This window comes from Streptomyces sp. NPDC001137 (assembly GCF_040298885.1).
Lineage (GTDB): Bacteria > Actinomycetota > Actinomycetes > Streptomycetales > Streptomycetaceae > Streptomyces.
In genome coordinates, this window is the sequence record NZ_JBEPBA010000003.1 from 12,828 (window position 1) to 32,363 (window position 19,536).

Sequence of the window (19,536 nt, forward strand, 5' to 3'; positions counted from 1 at the left end):
ACTATTCGCTGGTGCGTCGCTCGGAGCGGGCTCGTCATGGAATTCGGGTTCTGGCCGGTTCCGCACCACAGCGCGGGGCGACACCCACCGACGACACTGCAGCCCCCCACCCTCAGGAGCACCTCTCATGACCATTTCCTTCACACGCCGCACCGTGATAGCAGGGGCGCTGGTGGTAGGCGCATCCCTCACGGCCACCAGCCTGGCGCTGGCGTCGCCCGAGACCGGTCCCAGCACGAATGAGACCGCCCCCACCGCTGACGCGGGTACCACCAGGCTGCAGTGGGGGGCGGTCGCCCTGACCGCCCGGCAGTACCCCGCGATGAAGGAATTCGCCCAGAAAGCCCTCGGCCTGAACCTGGTGAACAGCTCGGAGGAGTTCTCCGTCTTCACGACGCCCAACGGCAACCTGTTCGAGCTCTATGGACCGAAGGCCCCTCAGTACCCCTGGCGCACAAGCCCCACCTCGACAGCGATCGGCTTTGATTCCACCAACCTGAACACCGCCGAGAAGGCGCTGCAGGCCAACGGTGCCAAGTGGGCCTCCACCGTCCAGGTGGTTCCCGGCGCCGGAGCCGGCGGCAGCGACTACCGCTTCCGGCTCTTCCGCGCCCCCGACAACCGCGTCTACGCCATCGCTCAAAGCGGCACCGACCCCCGGAAACCGGTGAGCAATGAGGACACCGGATCCGCAGGGATCAACAAGCTGCAATGGGGCGCTGTCGCCTTGACCGCCGAGCAGTACCCCGCGATGAAGAAGCTCGCCGCGAAGGGCCTGGGCCTCACCCCCCTCAACGAAGCGAAGCAGTTCTCCGTCTTCGGAACAGAAAACGGCAACCTGTTCGAGCTCTACGGACCGAAGGCCCCCCAGTACCCCTGGCGCACCAGCCCCACCTCCATCGCCTTCGGCTTCAACACCACGAATCTGGACAAGGCCATGACCCAGCTCCAGAACAACGGCGCCGAGTGGGTCTCCACCGTCCAGGTGGTCCCCGGCGCCGGAGCCGGCGGCAGCGACTACCGCTTCCGGCTCTTCCGCGCCCCCGACAACCGCGTCTACGCCATCTCCCAGAGCAACGCCACCAGCTGACTCCCTCCCCCTGCCGGGTGACCGACGTTCGCGTCGGCCACCTGGCAACATCACGACAGGCACCAGCAGCACGGCCTGGGCGCTCGCCAAGGTCGCCTGCCTCAGCCGGCCGCCGGCGCAGCACCTGCCGAAAGGGCCGGGTAACCGCCGATGACTTCGTCCTCCTCCACAACCACCGCCGGGCAGTCTGCTACGCGAGCGGCGTCAGGGCCGCCACGCCGCACCGGCTTGCTGATCACTGTGCTGGCCGCTCTGACCGCGGCTCAGGCCGCCAACCTGCGGATCCCGTTAGACTCCCTGGAGGTGGAGGTCCAGGCCGACCACGAACCGCGCGCCGGGCGGCCCGGCTTCGTTGAGGTGGCGATCGACCCGCACAACATCTCCTACACCGTGCGCATCACCTCACCCGCCGGCGAGGCCCGTATCCGCGCACTGCACGAGACGGTCGAGCGCAAGTGCCCGATCTACAGCCTCCTGGACAACCCGCAGTCGGTCACCGGCCGGGTCGTCCTGACCAGCAGTCCCCGCCGAGCAGGGGTCAGGAAGCCCGGAGCACCTAGGCGGCGCTGGTCGTGGCCGACCGCACATCGGGCTTGATGCCAAGTGCCTCGGCGACGAGCGCGTGGGAGTGACGGCGGGCTTCCTGGTCGGGGCTGATGCTCTGGAGCATGACTTCGGTCGCGCCGGTCTGCTCGATCATCTGCAGGAGCTGGTCGCGTACGGTTTCCGGGCTGCCGGCGACCTGGCGGGGCCACCGCCCGCCCACGATCCGGGACGGTTCGTCCTTCTGCGCCGTGGTGAGCATGCGAGAGGCTTCGTCGACGGACACGATGTCGGGTATCCGTCCGGAGCGGCCCGCGCAGGCGAAGACGGCACGCATCGGCCAGGTCATGCGGTGGGCCTCTTCGTCGGTGTCGGCGGCGAACACGCTGACGCTGAGTATCGCCTGGAGTCTCGGAGCCGTAGTTGGGTGGGGACGAACACCTTGCGGCACGCCTGCAGTGCGGGCACCGAGCCTGCCGGGTTGAGGAACCCGGCGAAGGCGAGGGGCCCGGCCCAGACACCGGCCGAGCGGGCAAGGAGCTGATCGAGGCAACGCGCGCGCCGCTTGGACCGACCGATGAGGTGGCCAAGGCCGCCGTAGGGCCGTCCTCTGCGAACAGCCCTATAAAGGCGACGGTGTTGAACTCCTGAGTCGCATGCTGAGACGTTTCCTCAGGTGCAGGCGTGCGTGGCGGGGCGGGTGGGGCTCGAACCAACGGTCGGCGGATCATGAGTCCTTTTAGGATCTTGGTGGTCCTTGCCGATCAACGCTCATCCATGACGTCTTTGCCGGTCAGAGTGAGTGAGCGGTGTTCGTACTCCTCAGCCCTTGTCAGTCTGTTCCTGTCCTTGTGGCCTCAGACCTTCTTCTGCTTCTTCGCGGGTTTGGCGGTGCTGCTGCGCACGGTGAGCGTGGTGGCGATCTCCACGCCGATCTGCGCCGGTCTCTCGCCGCGGCCGAGAGAGAGCGCGAGCTCGGTGGCCGCCGTCGCCATCTCCGTCAGCGGTTGGTGAACCGTCGTCAGCGGCGGGTCCACCCATGCCACGACAGGGAGGTCGTCGAAACCCACGACGCTGAGGTCGCCGGGAATGGTGAGTCCCAATTCGCGGGCAGCCTGGTAGACACCCAGTGCCTGCAGGTCGTTCGAGGCGAAGACGGCGGTGGGCCGCTCGCTCCGCGTCAGCAGCTCACGCGCGGCTTCGCTGCCGCCTTCCCTGGTGAGCGGTGCATTGATCACCAGGTCGGGGTCGGCGGGCAGGCCCGCCGCGTCCAGGGCGGATGTGTAGCCGGCCTGCCGTGCGCGGAAACAGGAGACCTCCCGGGGACCGCCGATCATCGCGATGCGGCGGTGCCCGAGGTCGATCAGGTGCCGGGTCGCCGACTGGCCACCACGCCAGTTGGTGGCGCCGACGAAGGGCACGCCGTCGGGGGGCTCCTCCGTCGGGTCGAAGACGACGAAGGGGATGCCCTTGGCGCTGAGTTGCTCGCGCTCCTCGTCGGACAGTTGGGCCACGGACAGCACGCAGTGCGGCCGGCGGCCCACCATGTCCTCCAAGGTCCGGGTGGGTGCGTCATGGAGCCCGAACTCGGAGACCATCACGCCCACCCGGTTCTTGCTGGCCACTCGCTCGACGCCACGGATGATCTCGACCGCCCACAGGCTCTTCAGTTCGCGGAACACCAACTCCATGGTGGTGTTGCGGCTGCCCGGCGGCTTCTTGTAGCCGTAGCGGTTGATCAGTTCCTCGACGCGGGCGCGGGTGCCGCTGGAGACGCCCGACCTGCCGTTGAGCACCTTCGAAACGGTGGGGATCGAAACTCCGGCCGTCTCGGCGATGTACGCGATCGTGACCGGCCCCCGAGATTCGTCGGGAACGTCTCCCGCGTGCTCCGCCGACGCGTCCGCCCCGTTGTCCGCCACGCTCGCCTTCCCTTGCTGCCGCAGCTCTTTATGCTGTCGCCGTTCCCCGGTTCATTGTGGCACTTCAGGCCGGCGAGCGACCGCCGCGCGTGTTTCTCCCGCTTGTTCCGCGGCGCTTTGTGTTGCGTGACCGGCCCGGTCACGGGCAGTGCCACCGTGACCGGGCCAACGCGGGTCCTCAGAGTCAGGTGCTCGACCCCGTCACCGTGGTGCCGGAGCGGGTGACCTGGTACGTCACGGTGGTGCCGCTCCAGAAGTGGAAGGTGAGGGTGACCGGTGCGCCGTCGGTGAGGCTGCCCAGGAAGGCTGGGGTGAGGTCGATCGCCCGGCCGGGGTAGTCCGGGGAGAACGTCGTGTTGAACTGCTGGTAGGAGGTCCAGGTGGCGGTGCCGGCGTTGGACCCGTCCGCGTACTTCGCCTCCATGGTGGCCAGTTGGTCACCCCGGAAGTCCGTGGGGACGACCAGGCCGTCGCTCGTGCCGGACGCGTTCGAGAGCACGGGGGCGTCGTACGTGCGGACGTGGACGGGCCAGGGCCGACCGCAGTCGAAGCGGAACTGGATGGTCGAGTTCTCCCCGTAGGCGCGGTCCCCGGCGAGGCGGGTGAGAGCGGCGGCGGTGAGGGTGACCCGGTCGCCCGAGACGGTGTAGTCGCGGCCCTGGGTGAGCTTCCGGTTGCCCTGCCACACACCGCGGAAGGAGGTTCCGTTCGGGTTCAGGGTGAGCGTCTGCGCGGCGATGGCGCCCGACTTGGGCAGGTAGACGGTGTCGCTGGAGGCGGTCCCGGAGCGCGTGGTCCAGGCGGACCTGATCCGGTTGATCAGTTCGAGGTCACGCCACTGCAGGGTCTCCCTGTTGAGGTAGTTGAAGGCGTCCCACAGCGCGGTGGTGACCCCGTTGACCCGGGCCTCGTGACCGAGTTGTTCGAAGTACTTGAACGCCTCGCCGCGTTCGACCGTGGCCGGGTGGTTGAAGTCCGGGTAGTTGAGGAGGCCGAACTCCCCCAGGTACACCGGTATGCCCTTGGCGACGAAGATGTCGTGCATCTGCGTGAAGGCCTGCGTCATGTCCTGCTGTGAGGTGGCCTCGTAGCGGGTGTAGCCGGCGATGTTGACGCTGAAGGGCCAGAAACCGTAGTAGTGCACGGTCGCGGCGATGTTGTCGTCCTTGAGCGAGGCCATCTCGGCGGAGAGGGCCTCCATCAGGGACTGGCTGGGCGTGCAGTACACCGTGGGCAGGAGCAGCAGCCTGTCGGTGTTGCCGCCGCCGGAGGCGCGGACGATGCGGTGGAACGAGGTGTTGAGCTCGTTCAGCAGCTCCTGCTTCTGGGCGTCGGTGGCGTTGTTGAACTGCGGCTCGTTGACGCTCTCGAACAGCAGGAGGCGCGGCTCGTCCTTGAAGGCGTCGGCGATCTGGGTCCAGGTGGCGTCGAACCGGGCCAGCACCCCGTCGTGGTCGGAGGGCATGTCGGCGATCCACGTCCACGAGTCGTGGTGGAGGTTGAGGTCCACGTAGAGGCCGTCGGCGATGGCCCAGTCGACGACCTGCTTGACCCGCTTCATGAACGCGGGGTCGATGGTGTACGGCGCCGTCGACGACTGGTGGCTGCCCCAGGTGACGGGGAGCCGGACACTGCGGAAGCCCTGGGCCTTGACGGTGTCGAGCAGGGCCTTGGTGATCGGCGGGTTGCCCCAGGAGGTCTCGTCCGGGATGGCGTCCAGGGTGTTGCCGAGGTTCCAGCTGGGCTGCATGGCCTTGACGACGGCCATGCGGTCGGAGGGCACGGCGGGCGCCTGGGGCGCTTGTGAGGCGGCGAAGGCGGCGCCGCCCCAGGCGAGGTGGGTCGCGGCTGCGAGCGCGAGCAACAGTCCGACGCAACGGCGGAGCGGTCTGAAGCTTCGGCTGTTGTCCTCATGCCCACGTCTCGTGAGGCGTTGTGTCCGGTACAAGGTGCGGTCCTCTCTGTGCGTGCGGGTGGTTGCGGGAGGGTGCGGATCGAGACTCCTCGTCAGTGATGAGCAGGGATGTAGTCGAACCAGTCGAAGTGCACGGCGCCGTCGACGGCGTACAGGCCGACGACCCGGCCGGTGAAGCCTCCGGCGACCTCGGTCGAGAGGTAGCGGCCGTCCAGCGAGGCCACGTCCGTCGTCGTTCCGTCGGGTGTCTCGACGCCGAAGACCAGGGAGTCGGGGCCGGTGCGCGAGTCGTGGGGCCGGGGTACCTCTCCGGTGCGCACGGTGAGCGCGACGGGACCTGCGGGCAGCGCGAGTTCCGCTGCCAAGGAGCGCAGCGATCCGACGCGGCCGATCACCCGGACGGTGCCCTCGGGCGTCGCCTCGATGGCGTAGTGGTGCCGGTCGTCCAGGCGGACGGCCAGGCCCCCGGTGCCCTCGGAACAGTCGACGAGGGTCCGCGCCTCGAAGCCGAGGTGCTGCTGGCGCCGCCCGAGGAAGATGACGTCGGGTTCGTCCAGGGAGGTCCCGCGAGCCCGCAGGGTCAGCCAGTTGGAGCGCTCCTTGGTGGTGTAGTGCTCGGCCGGGCGGTCGTGCAGTGAGATCCAGGAGCGCCGCAGCTCGTTCGAGTCGAAGTCGTCGCGCTCGTCCGGCACGGCGGTCGGCACCAACGGCCAGGGCATCTGCGGGAGTTCGGGATTGACCTCACCGACGACGGGCCAGCCGTCGACCCAGTCCACGGGGGCCAGGAAGGTCTCCCGGCCCAGGATGTGCCACCCGGGGGTGCCACCCTGTGGGCGGACGCCCAGCAGCACCATCCACCAGGAGCCGTCCGAGGCCTGGACGAGATCGGCGTGGCCGGTGTTCTGGATGGGCCGATTGGTGCTGCGGTGGGTCAGGATCGGGTTGGCCGGACAGGGCTCGAAGGGGCCGTTGGGGGAAGTGCCGCGGGCGATGGAGACACCGTGGCCGCGCTCGGTGCCGCCCTCGGCGATCATCAGGTACCAGTAGTCGCCGATCCGGTACAGGTGCGGGGCCTCCGGGGCGGCGGCACCCGGGGTGCCGGACCACACCGGCCGCGGCTCGCCGAAGGCCTCGCCCGTGGTCGGGTCGATACGGACCTGGGCAACCCCGGAGATGGTGCACCAGCAGTTGCCTTCCTCGTCCCAGGCCAGATCGGGGTCGATGCCGGGGACTCCGGGCAGCCGGACCGGGTCGGTCCAGGGGCCGGCGGGGTCGGTCGCGCTGACCACCAGATTGCCCTCGCCGGGGGCGACATTGGTGACGATCAGCCAGAACCGTCCGTCGTGATGGCGCAGGGTGGGTGCGTAGAGACCGCCGGAGGAGGGGGTGTCCCGGGGCAGGCGGAGCTGGCTCGGCCGGTCAAGGACGTTGCCTATCTGGGTCCAGTGCACCAGGTCCCGGCTGTGGAAGAGCGGGATGCCGGGGAAGTACTCGAAGCTCGAACAGGCGAGGTAGTAGTCCTCGCCGACACGGCAGACGCTGGGGTCGGGGTGGAAGCCCGGGATCACCGGGTTGGTGGCGGATGCCGTCGCGTTCTCGTCGTACACCTCGTCGGGTCCCTTCGGTTCTCGGTCTGTGGTTCGGTGGATCCGCACGACGGTTCAGGGCGCGAAGGTCAGCGTGCGCAGCCGCTGTTCGCCGGTGAGGACGATGCGCAGGTCGTGTACGCCCTCTAGTTGCTCGGCCAGCGGGGAGGTGACGGTGGTCCAGGCGTAGCGATCGCCGGTGACGCGCACCTCCAGGGCCGCCAACCTGCGCTCCCCCGCGTGGAGTTCGAGCACGGCGGCGGCCCCCTCCCCCGTGCGGGACACCTCGACCGCGAGCCGGCCCGCGCCGCTCAGGTCCACCTGGCGGAATAGCAGCGTCGCGGTCTCGCCGGCCGGGGTCACCGCGTCACCGTCCTCGCGGGTGGCGTCGACCAGGGCGAGGTCCTCGTAGTCGTCGAAGTCGACCGCGCGCAGCGGGCCTTCGAGCGCGCCGCGCGGCCGCGGGGCGGGGCCGGTGACCGTCAGCTGCGCGGTCAGGGCGGGAGCCGCCGCCGAACGGGCGAGCACCAGTTCGTAGCGGCCGGGGTCCACGGTGAAGGCGCCAGTGACCACGTCCCAGTGGGACAGCGCATCGGCGACCGGCAGCCGGAACTCCAGCTCCGTTGCCTGGCCCGCCGCCAGGCGCGCCTTGCGGAACGCGACGAGTTTCAGCCGCGGAGCCTGGTAGCGGGCGTCCAGGGCGCGGGCGTAGAGCTGCACGGTCTCCGTGCCCGCGCGCGGCCCGGCGTTGCGCAGCGAGACCCGGACCCGCATCTCGCCGTCCTGGCCCAACCCCTCCTGGTCCAGGGCGAGTTGGGTGTAGTCGAAGCGGGTGTACGACAGGCCGTGGCCGAAGGCGTAGAGCGGGGCGGTGCGGTGGTACTGGTATGTCCAGCCGGCCTTGATGATGTCGTAGTCCAGGCGGCCGGGCAGCTGGTCGTCGCCCCGGTACCAGGTCTGCGGGAGGCGGCCTGCCGGGTCGGCCTCGCCGCGCAGCACCTGGGCGAGGGCCCGGCCGGTCTCCTGGCCGGCGTGCGAGATCCACAACACCGCGGGCACGTGCTCGTCGGCCCAGTCCAGCGCGTAGGGGTAGCTGGACATGACGACCAGCACGGTCTCGTCATGGACCGCGGCGATCTCGCGCAGCAGCCGGTCCTGCTGGGGCGGTAGCCGCAGACCGACTCGGTCCGTGGTCTCCTTGCCGTTGATGTGCGGGTCGTTGCCGACCACCACGACGACCGTGTCGGCGCTCCGCGCGGCCGCGACGGCCTCGGCGACGCCGTCGCGCACCACGGTCCGGGTGAACCGGACGGCCTGCTCCGGGGTCTCGGCGGTCATGGTGAGGACACCGGTGTCCGGATCGGCCTGGGCGTAACGGCTGTTGCAGATGTTGAAGAGCAACTCCGCTCCGTCCCCGGCCGGTTCGAGGCGGAAGGTTTCGTGGACCTCCCACTCACCGGGCTGGTCCCGGTCGGCGGCGACCTGGTGGTCCGCGTCGCGCAGCGAGGCGTAGCGGCCGCTGGCGGCGGAGCGCAGGGTGAGCATCCCCAGGTCCCAGTCGAAGAGGTCCCACTGGGCGGCGGGGTCGGTGTCCTGGGCGTCCGTCAGGGTCAGCCGGCCCTCCGGGCCCACGGCGCCGAGTGCGCGGCCGTCGGCGGTGCGCAGCACGATCCGGTCGACGCCTTCGACGCCCTCGACGCTGAGGCCGTCGGCAACGGTGATCCGGTACGGGTGGCTGCCGCTGTACCAGTCCTCGAACAGGGTGCGGGCGAGCGGCCCCACCACGGCCACACGTCGGTCGGTGGCGAGCGGCAGCGCTCCGGTGTTCTTGAGCAGCACGACCGACTCGGTGGCCGCGCGCAGCGCGAGCGCCTGATGGGCCGGGGAGTTGACGACGTCCCAGCCGATCCCCGCGTACGGGTCGTGCTCGGGGTCGAACTCGCCGAGCCGGAAGCGTATCGACAGCTGACGGCGCACGGCCCGGTCCACGTCCGCCATCGACAGCAGGCCGCGCTCCAGGGCAGCGCTGATCCGGCCGAAGGTGGGGGCGCTGTCCTGGAAGTGGTCGGTGAAGCTGTCGATGCCGGCCTTCAGCGCGGCGGCGTGCGACTCGGCGTGGTCGTCGAAGTAGTGCTCGGGGTCCACCAGGTTCGAGGGGGCGTCGGCGTCGCTGACGACGAAGAGTTCGTGGCCGGTGGGCTTCGCCCACTCCCTCAGCTGCTGCTTGAGGAGCGGACTGACGTGGCAGGGACGGCCGTTGACCAGGTTGTAGGCGGCCATCACGCCGGTGGCCGCGCCGGTGGCGATGGCGAGCCGGAAGGCGGCGAGGTCGTACTCGTGCAGGACCCGGGGCCGCAGGCCGGAGGAGGTGGTGCAGCGGTCGTCCTCGTTGTTGTAGGCGAGGAAGTGCTTGAGGACCGGCGCGGTGCGCAGGTGGTCCGGGTCGTCGCCGGACATGCCGCGGCAGAAGGCGGCGCCGAGCCGGGCGGAGACGAGGGCGTCCTCGGAGTAGCCCTCCTCGTTGCGGCCCCAGCGCGGGTCCCGCAGCAGGTTCACCACGGGGGCCCAGCCCTGCAGGCTGTTGCGACCGGTGCCGACGACCGCGGGACGGTGGTGGTGAAAAGCGCGCTGCTCGACGGAGATCGCCTCGGCGACCTCGTGGACCAGGTCCTCGTCCCAGGTCGCACCCAGGCCGACCGCCTGCGGGAACGTGGTGGCCTCGCCGAGCCAGGCGACGCCGTGCAGGGTCTCGGTGCCGGTGCGGAACTCGGCGACGCCCAGACGGGGAACGGCGGGCGCGTACTGGTGCAGCATCGCGACGCGTTCCTCCGGCGTGAGCCGGTGCAGCAGGTCTTCGACGCGTTCGGCCAGCGGGCGCCCCGGGTCGCGGAAGGGCAGCGTGGCGGAGACGGCAGCGGTACTCACAGGTGAGGTCCCTTGCGGAGTGCGGCGACGGGGGTGGACGGCACCGTACGGCCGGGTCGCAGGGCCTCGATGCCGCGTGTTGAAGCGCTTCGACGCTGGCATGGGCCTGACGAGACGTCAAGAGAAAGTTTCCAAGAAACTTCGGTTTCTAAATTGACGGTTCGGTTTCCTGCACGACCCTTGCCCGGCGCTCCACAACGCGCTTAACCTCTCGGCGACGTCGAAGCGCTTCGACTGGCGGGCAACTATCCACGCCTCGTTTCGACCTCGTCGAAGCCGCTCACGCCTCCCGCGCCGAGGTCAGGCGGCCACTGCGCAGCCCTCGCACGACGTTCGTCACAGAACCTCAGAGCCGAAGGACCGCCCACCATGAGCATCGCAATGAATCGCAGAGCCTTCGTGAACGGCGCCGCCGCCGTCGCCGGGGCCGCCGCCCTGTCCCCGTTGCTGTCCGCGTGCGGAAGCGGATCCTCCGGCTCGAAGGGCGGCACCAACTCCCGGTCGGGACTGGCCGCCGCGCTTCCCCACTACCAGCCCAGCACCTCGGTGAAGCCGGACATCCCGTCGGTCACCGGACCCGACGGAGCGTTCACCAGCCCGGGCTTCCTGTCCTACCCGGCCCACCCCGTGACCACGGTCCAGGGGATCCCCGGCAAGGGCGGCAGCTACACCGCAGTGACCCCGATCTGGGGGACCCTGCCCCCGCCGGACAACTCCTACTACCGGGCCATGAACAAGGCCCTCGGAATCGACCTGACCATGAAGCCGGCCAACGGCAACGACTACGCGACCGTCGTCCCGACGATGACCGCGTCCAAGAAGCTGCCGGACTGGGTCCAGCTGCCGTCCTGGTGGAACGCCACCTTCAACGTCAGCGCGCTGGCGGGCACCCAACTGGCCGATCTCACGCCGTACTTGTCCGGCGACAAGATCAAGAAGTATCCGAACCTGGCCGCGATCCCCACCGGTGCCTGGCAGGCCGCCGCCTGGGAGGACAAGATCTACGGCATCCCCTCCTTCGCCGGCGGCATGGCCGTGGCAGGGGCCGTCTTCTTCCGCGCGGACATACTGGGCGCGAAGGGCATCACCGCGGACCAGGTCAGGTCCGCCGACGACCTGTGGAACCTGGGCAAGGAGCTGACCGACGTCAAGCGCGGCGTGTGGGCCTACGACGACGTGTGGACCTACCTGTACCAGGCGTGGGGAGTCCCCAACAAGTTCACGATCAAGAAGGGCAAGCTCGTGCACAAGTACGACATGCCCGAGTTCCTGGAGGCCCTGAACTGGCACTACCGGCTCGCCAAGGCCGGTTACGTCCACCCGGACGCGCGGGCGGGCGACACCAACAACGGCCTCTCCCGGTTCTACGCCGGAAAGGCCCTGATCGAGGGCGGCGGCACCGGCGCGTGGAACCTGGCGGACCACCAGTCCGGCATCGCCGCGAACAAGAACTACCGCCGTGCGGCCTTCGACATCATCTCCGCCGACGGCAAGTCCAAGCCCCAGACCTTCCTCGGCCCCTCCACCAGCATCATGAGCTACCTCAACGCCAAGCTGAAGGGCGACCAGATCGAGGAGCTGCTGGCCGTCGCCAACTACCTTGCCGCGCCCTTCGGTTCGGCCGAGTACACGCAGGTCGTCTACGGCGTCGAAGGCGTCCACTACACGATGGTGAACGGCATTCCCACGTACACCGACGAAGGCAAGAAGACCGCGCAGCAGCAGACGTTCAACTTCCTGGCATCCGCTCCGCAGGTCGTCAGCAACCCGGGCGCCAACTCGGTGACCGAGGACTACACCGCCTGGTCGGCCCGGACCGTGAAGTACGTCTACAAACCGGTGTTCTGGAACATGAACATCACCGTGCCCAAGCGCTACGCCACCGCCGACACCGCGCAGGCCGTCGAGGACGCGATCAAGGACTGCTACCACGGCATCAAGAAGGTCTCGGACGTCCAGGCCGCCATCGCCTCCTGGAAGGCCAGCGGCGGCGACCGGCTGACCGAGTGGTATCAGACCGCCGTACTGGAGAAGAGCGGCAGCGGCCAGTAGCGGACGACGGCGTGCGGACCGGCCGCGTCGCAGCGGCCGTCGCACAGCGAGGAGGAGCGGTGGCCGCCACGATCACCACCAAGAACAAGAAGGAATCGACGTCGACGTCGGCAGGGGTCGCGGGAGGAGGGGGATCCCCTCCCCCGGCGAACCGCATGAGTCTGCGGTTGCGGCTGCGCCGGGACAAGTCGCTGATCGTCATGACCCTGCCGGCGGTCGCGCTGCTGCTGGTCTTCAACTACGCGCCGCTCTTCGGCCTCGTCACGGCCTTCGAGTACTACGACCCGCTGGTCGGGGTGGTGCACAGCGACTGGGCCGGACTCGACCAGTTCCGTCAGCTCTTCCACGACCCGCTGTTCTGGGAGGCACTGCGCAACACCCTCTGGCTCAGCTTCGTCCAGCTGATCCTCTTCTTCCCCGTGCCGATCGGGCTGGCGCTGCTGCTCAACACGGTGCTCAGCGAACGGCTGCGGAACTTCATCCAGTCCGTGGTGTACCTGCCCCACTTCTTCTCCTGGGTGCTGGCCATCACCCTCTTCCAGGAGATGCTCGGCGGCGCCGGAGTGCTCAACCACTTCCTCGCCCAGCACGACCTGGGCCCCTGGAACATCATGACCAACCCGGACACCTTCGCGCTCCTGATCACCTCCCAGGCCGTGTGGAAGGAGGCCGGCTGGGGCGTCATCGTCTTCCTCGCCGCGCTCGCCGCCATCGACCAGAACCTCTACGAGGCCGCTGCCGTCGACGGCGCGGGCCGCTGGCGCCGGATGTGGCACATCACCCTCTCCGGGATGCGCGGGGTCATCGTTCTGATGCTCGTGCTGCGCCTGGGGAACGCCCTGTCCGTCGGCTTCGAGCAGTTCCTGATCCAGCGCAACGCCGTCGGCCACGACACCGCCGACGTGCTGGACACCTTCTCCTTCTACTACGGCATCGCCACCAACAACTACAGCTACGGCGCCGCCGCCGGACTGTTCAAGAGCGTGATCTCCATGCTCCTGATCTGGGGCGCCAACAGGGTCGCGCACTCCTTCGGTGAGGACGGGTTGTATCGCAAATGAGCCAGACGCTGACTCCCCCGCAGACCGCCCCCGCCCGCCGGCCCGACCGTCACCGCGGTCGTGCCGTCTGGGAGGAGAAGCCGACCGTCGCCGGGCAGACACTCAAGGGCGGTGTCCTCGTCCTGGTCCTCGCCGCGGTCCTGGTGCCGCTCTACATCGTCGTGCTCACCAGTCTCTCCACCCCCGGCGCCATCAACCGTGCCGGCGGGCTGGTGCTCTGGCCCGACGGTCTCACCCTCGGTGCCTACCGGCAGATGCTCACCGAGGGCCCCGTCACCCGCGCCGTCCTGGTCAGCCTCGGCATCACGGTCATCGGCACGGCGCTGTCGATGGTGGTCTCGGTGCTGTGCGCCTACGGCCTCTCCCGGTCCCGCTCGCTCGGCCACCGCGGCATCCTGATGGTGTTGATCGTCACCATGTTCGTCAGCGGCGGCCTGATCCCCACCTACCTGGTCGTCACGGGCCTCGGCGGCTACGGCCAGTACTGGGCGCTGATCCTGCCCAGCGCCGTCTCCGTCTTCAACATCCTGGTCCTGCGCTCCTTCTACTCCGGCACCGCGGCGGACCTCATCGACGCGGCCCGGATGGACGGGTGCAGCGAGTGGCGCATCCTCTGGTCGGTGGTGCTGCCCACCTCCCGCGCGGTCACCGCGGTCGTGGCCCTCTTCTATGCCGTCGGCTACTGGAACGCGTTCTTCAACGTCATGCTCTACATGCCGACCGACAGCGCCAAGTGGCCACTGCAGTACGTACTCCTGCAGTACGTCAATTACGGCTTGACCATGCCCGGATCGGTCAACAACGGCTTCGGCGGAATCCACGCGCAGACAGCGCCCCAGTCGCTGCAGATGGCCGTGGTGGTGCTGACACTGGTCCCGATCCTGCTGGTGTATCCCTTCATGCAGAAGCACTTCAAGACCGGCGTACTCACCGGGGCCATCAAGGGCTGACCCGCGACGGCCCGATGCCGCGGCGATCCACGCGGAAAGCAGAGAGATGACCACCGGCATGGTGACACTGACCCAGGTGACCAACGCGCAGGCGTCTTTCCGAGCACGGTGAGCTACATCTTCAACGGCAAGCACTTCGTCCCCGGACCCACCCGGGAGCGCGTGGAGCAGGCCCCACGGACGATGCCACCCGGCTGACACAGGTTCTCACGCCCCGCGAAAGCACCGGCCCGGTTCCGTGCCGGCCTCTTGAGCCGCGGAGGCTCAAAGCGACGCGCATAGGTGCAGGGGTATCCCGGCCGAAGGCCAGCGTGCGGGACCACCCCCGGGCCCCGGAAGCGCACATTGAACTACTAGCAAATGGAGTCGTCCCTTCATGTTCAACTTCTTCCACGACCTCGGTCACGCTAGCGAGTGGCGGGCTGAGGGCGAAACCCTGTGTGGCGCGGCGAGCGGGGTGGACGCCATGCGGGTCCGGACGACGCCCGGCGGCGCGCTGTTGCCGGAGCAGACGCACACCCTCGCCTCCAGCTGCCTCCCGCCGGTGCGGCCGCTGCTGGAGTTACCCGAGGACGAGCACGTCTGGACCGTCGAGGACTCCTTCCTGCTCGGCCCGGACCTGCTCGTCGCCCCTGTCACCGAGGCAGGAGCCCGCGAGCGCGAGGTCTACCTGCTGCCGGGTGCGAGCTGGACCGAGGCCGGGACGGGTGATGTTCACCAAGGCTGCAGCACCATCCGTATCGAGGCCCCGCTGGAAAGCATCCCCCCATTCCTCCGCGACAGCGACGAACTCCCCGTCCGGGCAGGCGAGTCGTGACCGGGCAGCTGACTCGCCGCCTCGGCGGCCTCGCCTTCGGCGGGGACTACAACCCCGAGCAGTGGGACGCGGGTGTGTGGAAGGAGGACGACCTGCTGATGCGTCAGGCACGGGTCAACCTCGCCACCGTCGGCGTCTTTTCCTGGGCGCTGCTCGAGCCCGAGGAAGGCCGGTACGAATTCGGCTGGCTAGACGCCCAGTTGGATCGGCTCCACGCCAACGGCGTCGCCGTCGACCTGGCCACCCCGACCGCGTCCCCGCCGCCTTGGTTCACCTTGGCCCACCCCGACGCCATGCCGGTCGCCCCCGAGGGCGCTCGGCTCGTCCACGGCAGCCGCGACACCTACTGCCTGGCCGCCCCCGCCTACCGCCAGGCCTCACGGCGGATCGCCACCGCCCTGGCCGAGCGCTACGGGAACCACCCGGCCACCGCGCTCTGGCACGTCCACAACGAGTACGCCACAGTATGCGTCTGCGACCACGTGGCAGAAGGGTTCCGGCGCTGGCTGCAGCACCGGTACGGCAGTCTCGACGCCGTCAACTCAGCCTGGGGGACGGCTTTCTGGAGCCAGCACTACGGCAGCTGGCAGGAGATCCTGCCGCCCCGGGCCACCCAGTGGCACCGAAACCCGGCGCAGGTCATCGACTTCCGCCGCTACTGGTCCGACGAGGCCTTGGCCGCCTACCGCGAACAGCGCGACGCCATCCGCGCCCACAGCGACCGGCCGGTCACCACCAACCTGATGCTGCCCGGCTACCAGAACCTCGATCTGTGGGCCTTCGGCCGCGAGGTCGACTTCGTCGGCATCGACCATTACCCGGACGCCCCGGGTTTGGACGCCGCCGCCGACATCGCCTTCGGCGGCGACCGGGCCCGCTCCTTCGGCGGCGGCAAGCCCTGGCTGCTGATCGAGCAGGGCCCCAGCACCATCTATGCCGGGGACCGCACCCTGCCCAAAGAGCCCGGGGAGATGCTGCGGCACTCGCTCCAGCACCTCGCACACGGCTCCGACGGCGTGCTCTTCTTCCAGTGGCGGCAGCCCCGGGCCGGAGCCGAGATCTGGCACTCCGCACTCGTCCCGCACACCGGACCGGAGTCCAGGATCTTCCGCGAGGCCGTCCAGGTCGGCGAGGCCGTCGCCCGACTCGGCGAGCTGGCAGGTTCCCGGATCACCGCCGAAGCAGCCGTCCTCCACGACGCGGACGCCTGGTGGGGCCTGGACAGCCAGGGGTTGCCCTCCTCCGAACTGGACTACCGCGGCACTCTGCGCCGCGCCCATCGCGCCCTGTGGGACGCCGGCGTTATTGTCGACTTCGCCCACCCGGGGGCCGACCTGACGCAGTACCGGCTGGTCGTCGCCCCGGCGCTGTACTTGTTGTCGGACGCGGCGGCGGAGAATCTGCGGGAGTACGTGCGGCAGGGCGGCGTGCTGCTCGTCCAGTACTTCAGTGGCGTCGTCGACCAGTATCACCGGGCCCGCCTCGGCGGCTACCCTGCCGCGCCGCTGCGCGAGGCCCTGGGTGTTCGGGTGGAGGAGCACCGGCCGCTGGCCGCCGGTGCCGAGATCACCCTCTCCGATGGGTCGTCAGGTTCCGTGTGGAGTGAGTACCTCGGCGCCTCGGGAGCCGCAAAGACCGTGGCAGAGTACCCGGACGGCCTGCCGGCGCTCACCCGGCACGGCTTCGGTACAGGCACCGGCTGGTACCTGTCCACGCGCCTGGACGACCGGGCCTATACCGCGCTGGTGGGCCGCCTGCTCGGGGAGGCTGGGGTGCGGCCCGTCCTCCCCGATCTCCCAGAGGGGGCCGAGGCTGTCGTCCGCCGTGCCGAGGACGGCCGAGAGTGGCTGTTCCTGCTGCACCACGGCAGCGGACGGCCGTGGCGGGTCACGGTGAGCGGGCACGAACTGCTGACCGACCGTCCGGTGCCGGAGACCGGACTGAACCTGCACCCGGGTGCGACAGCTGTGGTGCGTCTGCGTGCTTAGGCAATCGGAAGTCGCCTGAACAAGACGACCGGCGCCCAGTCCAGTCCGACTTGCTGTGCCCTGCGTCCAGCGGTGCTGGACACAGGGCACAGCACTGGTCGCTTTCCGATGAGGAAGGTGGGGTCGCCGACTCCGACGTGCTAAGCCATTGCCGAGGCGCGTTCGCGCCGCGGGCGGTGGTATCCCCTGGCCGGCTTGCTGCTGATCTGCGCCTGCGCAGTCCTCGCCGGCGCGGCGGCTCAGCGAGCCGGTCGACCGGACCGATGTCCACGACGATGCGCTGACCGTCGCGAACCTCACCGGCTCCGGCGAGCGTGCCGGTGGAGACCACGTCACCCGGCAGCAACCGCAGCGCGCTGGAGGCGTACGACAGGAGCCCGGGGACGTACCGGATGAGGTTCGCACCCCGGGCGCGCTGCCGCAGCGTACCGTCCACCGATCAGCGCAGTTCGAGCGCTTCCGCGGACCCACCTCGTCAGGGGTGACCAGGTGGGTCCCATGGGGTGAACCTGTCGAGGGATTTGCGGATCAAGCAGGCCTTCGGTGCGTTCTCTTTCCTTGCCGGATGCGGAGAGCGCAGCCGCTCAGTTGATGCGGACGATCTTCCAGAGCTGGTCGTCGACGTTCAGGTCGTTCCACTGGATGACGGCTGCGCCATTGGCGGTGGAGGACTGGGCGACGCCGACGCTGAGGCCGCTGTTGACGTTCTTGAGCTTGTAGTAGCCATTGCCCGCGTCGGTGAGGGTCCACTTCTGTGAGCCGGCGGTGGAGGGCGTGTTCTGCACGACGGCGGCTCCGGCGGCGGTGGATCCGCTGCCGATGTCGAGGTTGAGGTTGCTGCTGACGCCCTTGACGGTCCAGGCTCCGCCGCCCGCGGACTGGAAGGTGAACAGCTGGCAGAAGCAGGCCGAGTTCTGCCACTGGTCGGCGGCCGTACCGGCGGAGGTGGAGTCCTTGGGGATGTCGAGGTACTTGCCGCTGTTCTTGTTGACGAGGACGTACTGCCCGGTGCCCAGCGGGGGCAGCGCGGTCTGGGTGAGGTTCCAGCGCTGGCAGGCGCAGCCGGTGCCGCTCCACTGGCCGGCGGTGGTTCCGGTGGCGGTGGAGGCATTCGGGATTTCGAGGTACTTGCCGGTGACGCGGTTGGTGAGTGTGTAGCCACCCGCGGGGTTGGGGGCGACGGCCCATTCGTGGTCGAGGGTGCCGTTGTCGTCCCACTGAAGGATCTTGGCGCCGTCGGCGGTGGATTGGTTCTCCACGCCGAGGACCTTGCCGCTGGCGACGTTGAAGATCTTGAAGTAGCCGGAGGACTGCTGGACGAAGCGCCACTGCTGGTCGGTGGCGGTGTCGGCGTTCTGCTGGGTCGCGTAGGTGCCGTTGGCGGTGGAGCCGCCCGCGATGGCGAGCTGCAGATTGCTGTTGGCGTTCGACACGGTGTAGGTCGCGCCGTCCGAGATGCCGCCGCCCAGATCGATGGTGCTGTAGGTCACCGGGTTGACGCCGGTGCTTCGTGCGCGCCCGCCGCTGAGCACGAGCAGGCTGTGGCCGTCGGGCAGCGGGAGCATGCCGCGGCTGTAGCCGCCGGCGACGTTGGAGCGGATCCGGGTCCAGGCGCCGGCAGCGCCGTTCTGGGTGTTGACGAACAGGTCGTCCTGGGTGTCACCGCTGACGACGAGGGTGCCGTTCGGGCCGCCGGCGGGCAGCCAGGTGATGTACGGCGCGCCGCTGGGGATGGTGCCGTCGGTCGCCCGCAGCACCTGGCCGGGGGCGGAGGCGAACGCCTCGGGGTCAGCGGATATGTGGTAGTACACGGAGCAGCCGCCCTCGGGCGCGCCGCAGTATTCGTGCGTCATGACGTAGTTGCCGTTGGGCAGTTGGGTGACCACCGGCATGCCGGGGCGGTCCGCGTAGTTCGGCCTCACGACGTCGTCCACGACCGCGCCCCAGGTGCGCACGTCCGTGGAGACCTGGTGCACGATCTTCTGGCCGTGGGCGGTGTCGCGCTGGTCGGAGTAGTAGACGATCAGCCGGTTGCCGTTCATGAGGAAGAACGGCTCCCACACTGGTGTGTAGCCGTTGGTGGAGAACGCCGGGCCGCCGGTGGCGATGTTGGTGACGAAGCTCCAGGTCTGCCCGCGGTCGGTGCTGGCGTACAGGTCGATCTTGGATGCCGACCGGTCACTGGGCACGGAATCGCCGGCGGCCAGGATGGTCCCGGCGGGGAAGTCGCCCATCGCGGTGGGCAGTTCGAACAGCTGGGGCTCCCAGCGCATGCCCCAGCCGTTCTGGGTGTCGGTGACGTCGGAGATCTTCGTCCAGGAGTTGCCGTTGTCGGTGCTGCGGTAGATCGGGAAGACGGGCGTGCCGGAGGTGTACTGCTCGAACGTCGACAGAATCGTGCCGTTGGCCGAGCCGTTGTGTTCCAGACGCAGTGCTCGCGGATAGAACGAACCGGGCGAGGGGGCGTTCGAGGGCGGGGTGTACATCGTCTGCGATGGACGGGCCAGGGCATCCGCCCGCCCGGCGGCCGGCAGAACCAGCGTCGCCACCACGGCCAGCAGGGCGAAGACCGTCGACAGGAGGGAGAGGGGACGGGAACGCGGAGCGGCGCCGGGTCTGGCGCCTGTTCGGGCAGGGAACATGTGCGGCTCTCAGAGGAAGGGAAGGGAAGGGGATGTGCTTTGGTG

At 69.2% G+C, this 19,536-nt stretch carries 14 protein-coding genes; 7 read left to right on the forward strand and 7 right to left on the reverse strand.

Translation table 11 applies throughout. The annotated features are described in order from the left end of the window. The first annotated feature begins 127 nt into the window (after window positions 1–127). Together ABT254_RS05960 and ABT254_RS05965 are read left to right on the forward strand one after the other, a co-directional pair. Window positions 128–1,090, forward strand: a complete 963-nt coding sequence (locus tag ABT254_RS05960; RefSeq protein ID WP_351464148.1) for a VOC family protein — start codon at window positions 128–130, stop codon at window positions 1,088–1,090. Between the two features lie 228 nt (window positions 1,091–1,318). Continuing rightward, on the forward strand, window positions 1,319–1,687 hold the full coding sequence (locus tag ABT254_RS05965) for an OsmC family protein (protein WP_351464151.1): 369 nt from the start codon (window positions 1,319–1,321) through the stop codon (window positions 1,685–1,687). Here the strand turns inward: ABT254_RS05965 and ABT254_RS05970 are convergent. The 5 genes from ABT254_RS05970 to ABT254_RS05990 form a co-directional block, all read right to left on the reverse strand. Beyond that, window positions 1,647–2,018 (reverse strand): hypothetical protein, encoded by a 372-nt coding sequence (locus ABT254_RS05970; RefSeq protein ID WP_351464154.1) that lies wholly within the window; start codon window positions 2,016–2,018, stop codon window positions 1,647–1,649. The genes ABT254_RS05965 and ABT254_RS05970 overlap by 41 nt on opposite strands. 472 nt (window positions 2,019–2,490) lie before the next feature. Then, window positions 2,491–3,555: a LacI family DNA-binding transcriptional regulator gene (locus ABT254_RS05975; protein ID WP_351464157.1), complete on the reverse strand. Its 1,065-nt coding sequence runs from the start codon at window positions 3,553–3,555 to the stop codon at window positions 2,491–2,493. A gap of 184 nt (window positions 3,556–3,739) precedes the next feature. After that, window positions 3,740–5,419, reverse strand: a complete 1,680-nt coding sequence (locus ABT254_RS05980; protein ID WP_351464160.1) for a cellulase family glycosylhydrolase — start codon at window positions 5,417–5,419, stop codon at window positions 3,740–3,742. A 143-nt stretch (window positions 5,420–5,562) separates the two neighbouring features. Further along, a complete protein-coding gene (locus ABT254_RS05985) occupies window positions 5,563–7,077 on the reverse strand; it encodes a glycoside hydrolase family 43 protein (protein ID WP_351464163.1) in 1,515 nt (504 codons plus the stop codon). A 54-nt stretch (window positions 7,078–7,131) separates the two neighbouring features. After that, window positions 7,132–9,981 carry a glycoside hydrolase family 3 C-terminal domain-containing protein gene (locus tag ABT254_RS05990; protein ID WP_351464166.1) on the reverse strand — a complete coding sequence of 950 codons (2,850 nt, stop codon included), beginning with the start codon at window positions 9,979–9,981 and terminating at the stop codon, window positions 7,132–7,134. A 369-nt stretch (window positions 9,982–10,350) separates the two neighbouring features. Between ABT254_RS05990 and ABT254_RS05995 the strand changes: the two genes are divergently transcribed. From ABT254_RS05995 to ABT254_RS06015, 5 genes are all read left to right on the forward strand, one after another. Then, window positions 10,351–12,033 (forward strand): type 2 periplasmic-binding domain-containing protein, encoded by a 1,683-nt coding sequence (locus ABT254_RS05995; RefSeq protein WP_351464169.1) that lies wholly within the window; start codon window positions 10,351–10,353, stop codon window positions 12,031–12,033. 59 nt (window positions 12,034–12,092) lie between these two features. Then, complete coding sequence (locus tag ABT254_RS06000; RefSeq protein ID WP_351464172.1) at window positions 12,093–13,094, forward strand: ABC transporter permease; 1,002 nt, start codon at window positions 12,093–12,095, stop codon at window positions 13,092–13,094. Continuing rightward, on the forward strand, window positions 13,091–14,044 hold the full coding sequence (locus ABT254_RS06005) for a carbohydrate ABC transporter permease (protein ID WP_351464175.1): 954 nt from the start codon (window positions 13,091–13,093) through the stop codon (window positions 14,042–14,044). Before ABT254_RS06000 ends, ABT254_RS06005 begins: the two co-directional genes overlap by 4 nt. Before the next feature lie 376 nt (window positions 14,045–14,420). Next, on the forward strand, window positions 14,421–14,861 hold the full coding sequence (locus tag ABT254_RS06010) for a glycoside hydrolase family 31 family protein (RefSeq protein WP_351464177.1): 441 nt from the start codon (window positions 14,421–14,423) through the stop codon (window positions 14,859–14,861). Next, entirely contained in the window at window positions 14,858–16,849 is a 1,992-nt protein-coding gene (locus ABT254_RS06015) for a beta-galactosidase (protein WP_351464180.1), read from the forward strand. The genes ABT254_RS06010 and ABT254_RS06015 overlap by 4 nt, the downstream gene beginning before the upstream one ends. Here ABT254_RS06015 and ABT254_RS06020 read toward each other — a convergent pair. Continuing rightward, window positions 16,749–17,285: a fumarylacetoacetate hydrolase family protein gene (locus tag ABT254_RS06020; protein ID WP_351464183.1), complete on the reverse strand. Its 537-nt coding sequence runs from the start codon at window positions 17,283–17,285 to the stop codon at window positions 16,749–16,751. The genes ABT254_RS06015 and ABT254_RS06020 overlap by 101 nt on opposite strands. Before the next feature lie 148 nt (window positions 17,286–17,433). Then, on the reverse strand, window positions 17,434–19,491 hold the full coding sequence (locus tag ABT254_RS06025; RefSeq protein WP_351464186.1) for an RICIN domain-containing protein: 2,058 nt from the start codon (window positions 19,489–19,491) through the stop codon (window positions 17,434–17,436). Window positions 19,492–19,536: the final 45 nt, after the last annotated feature.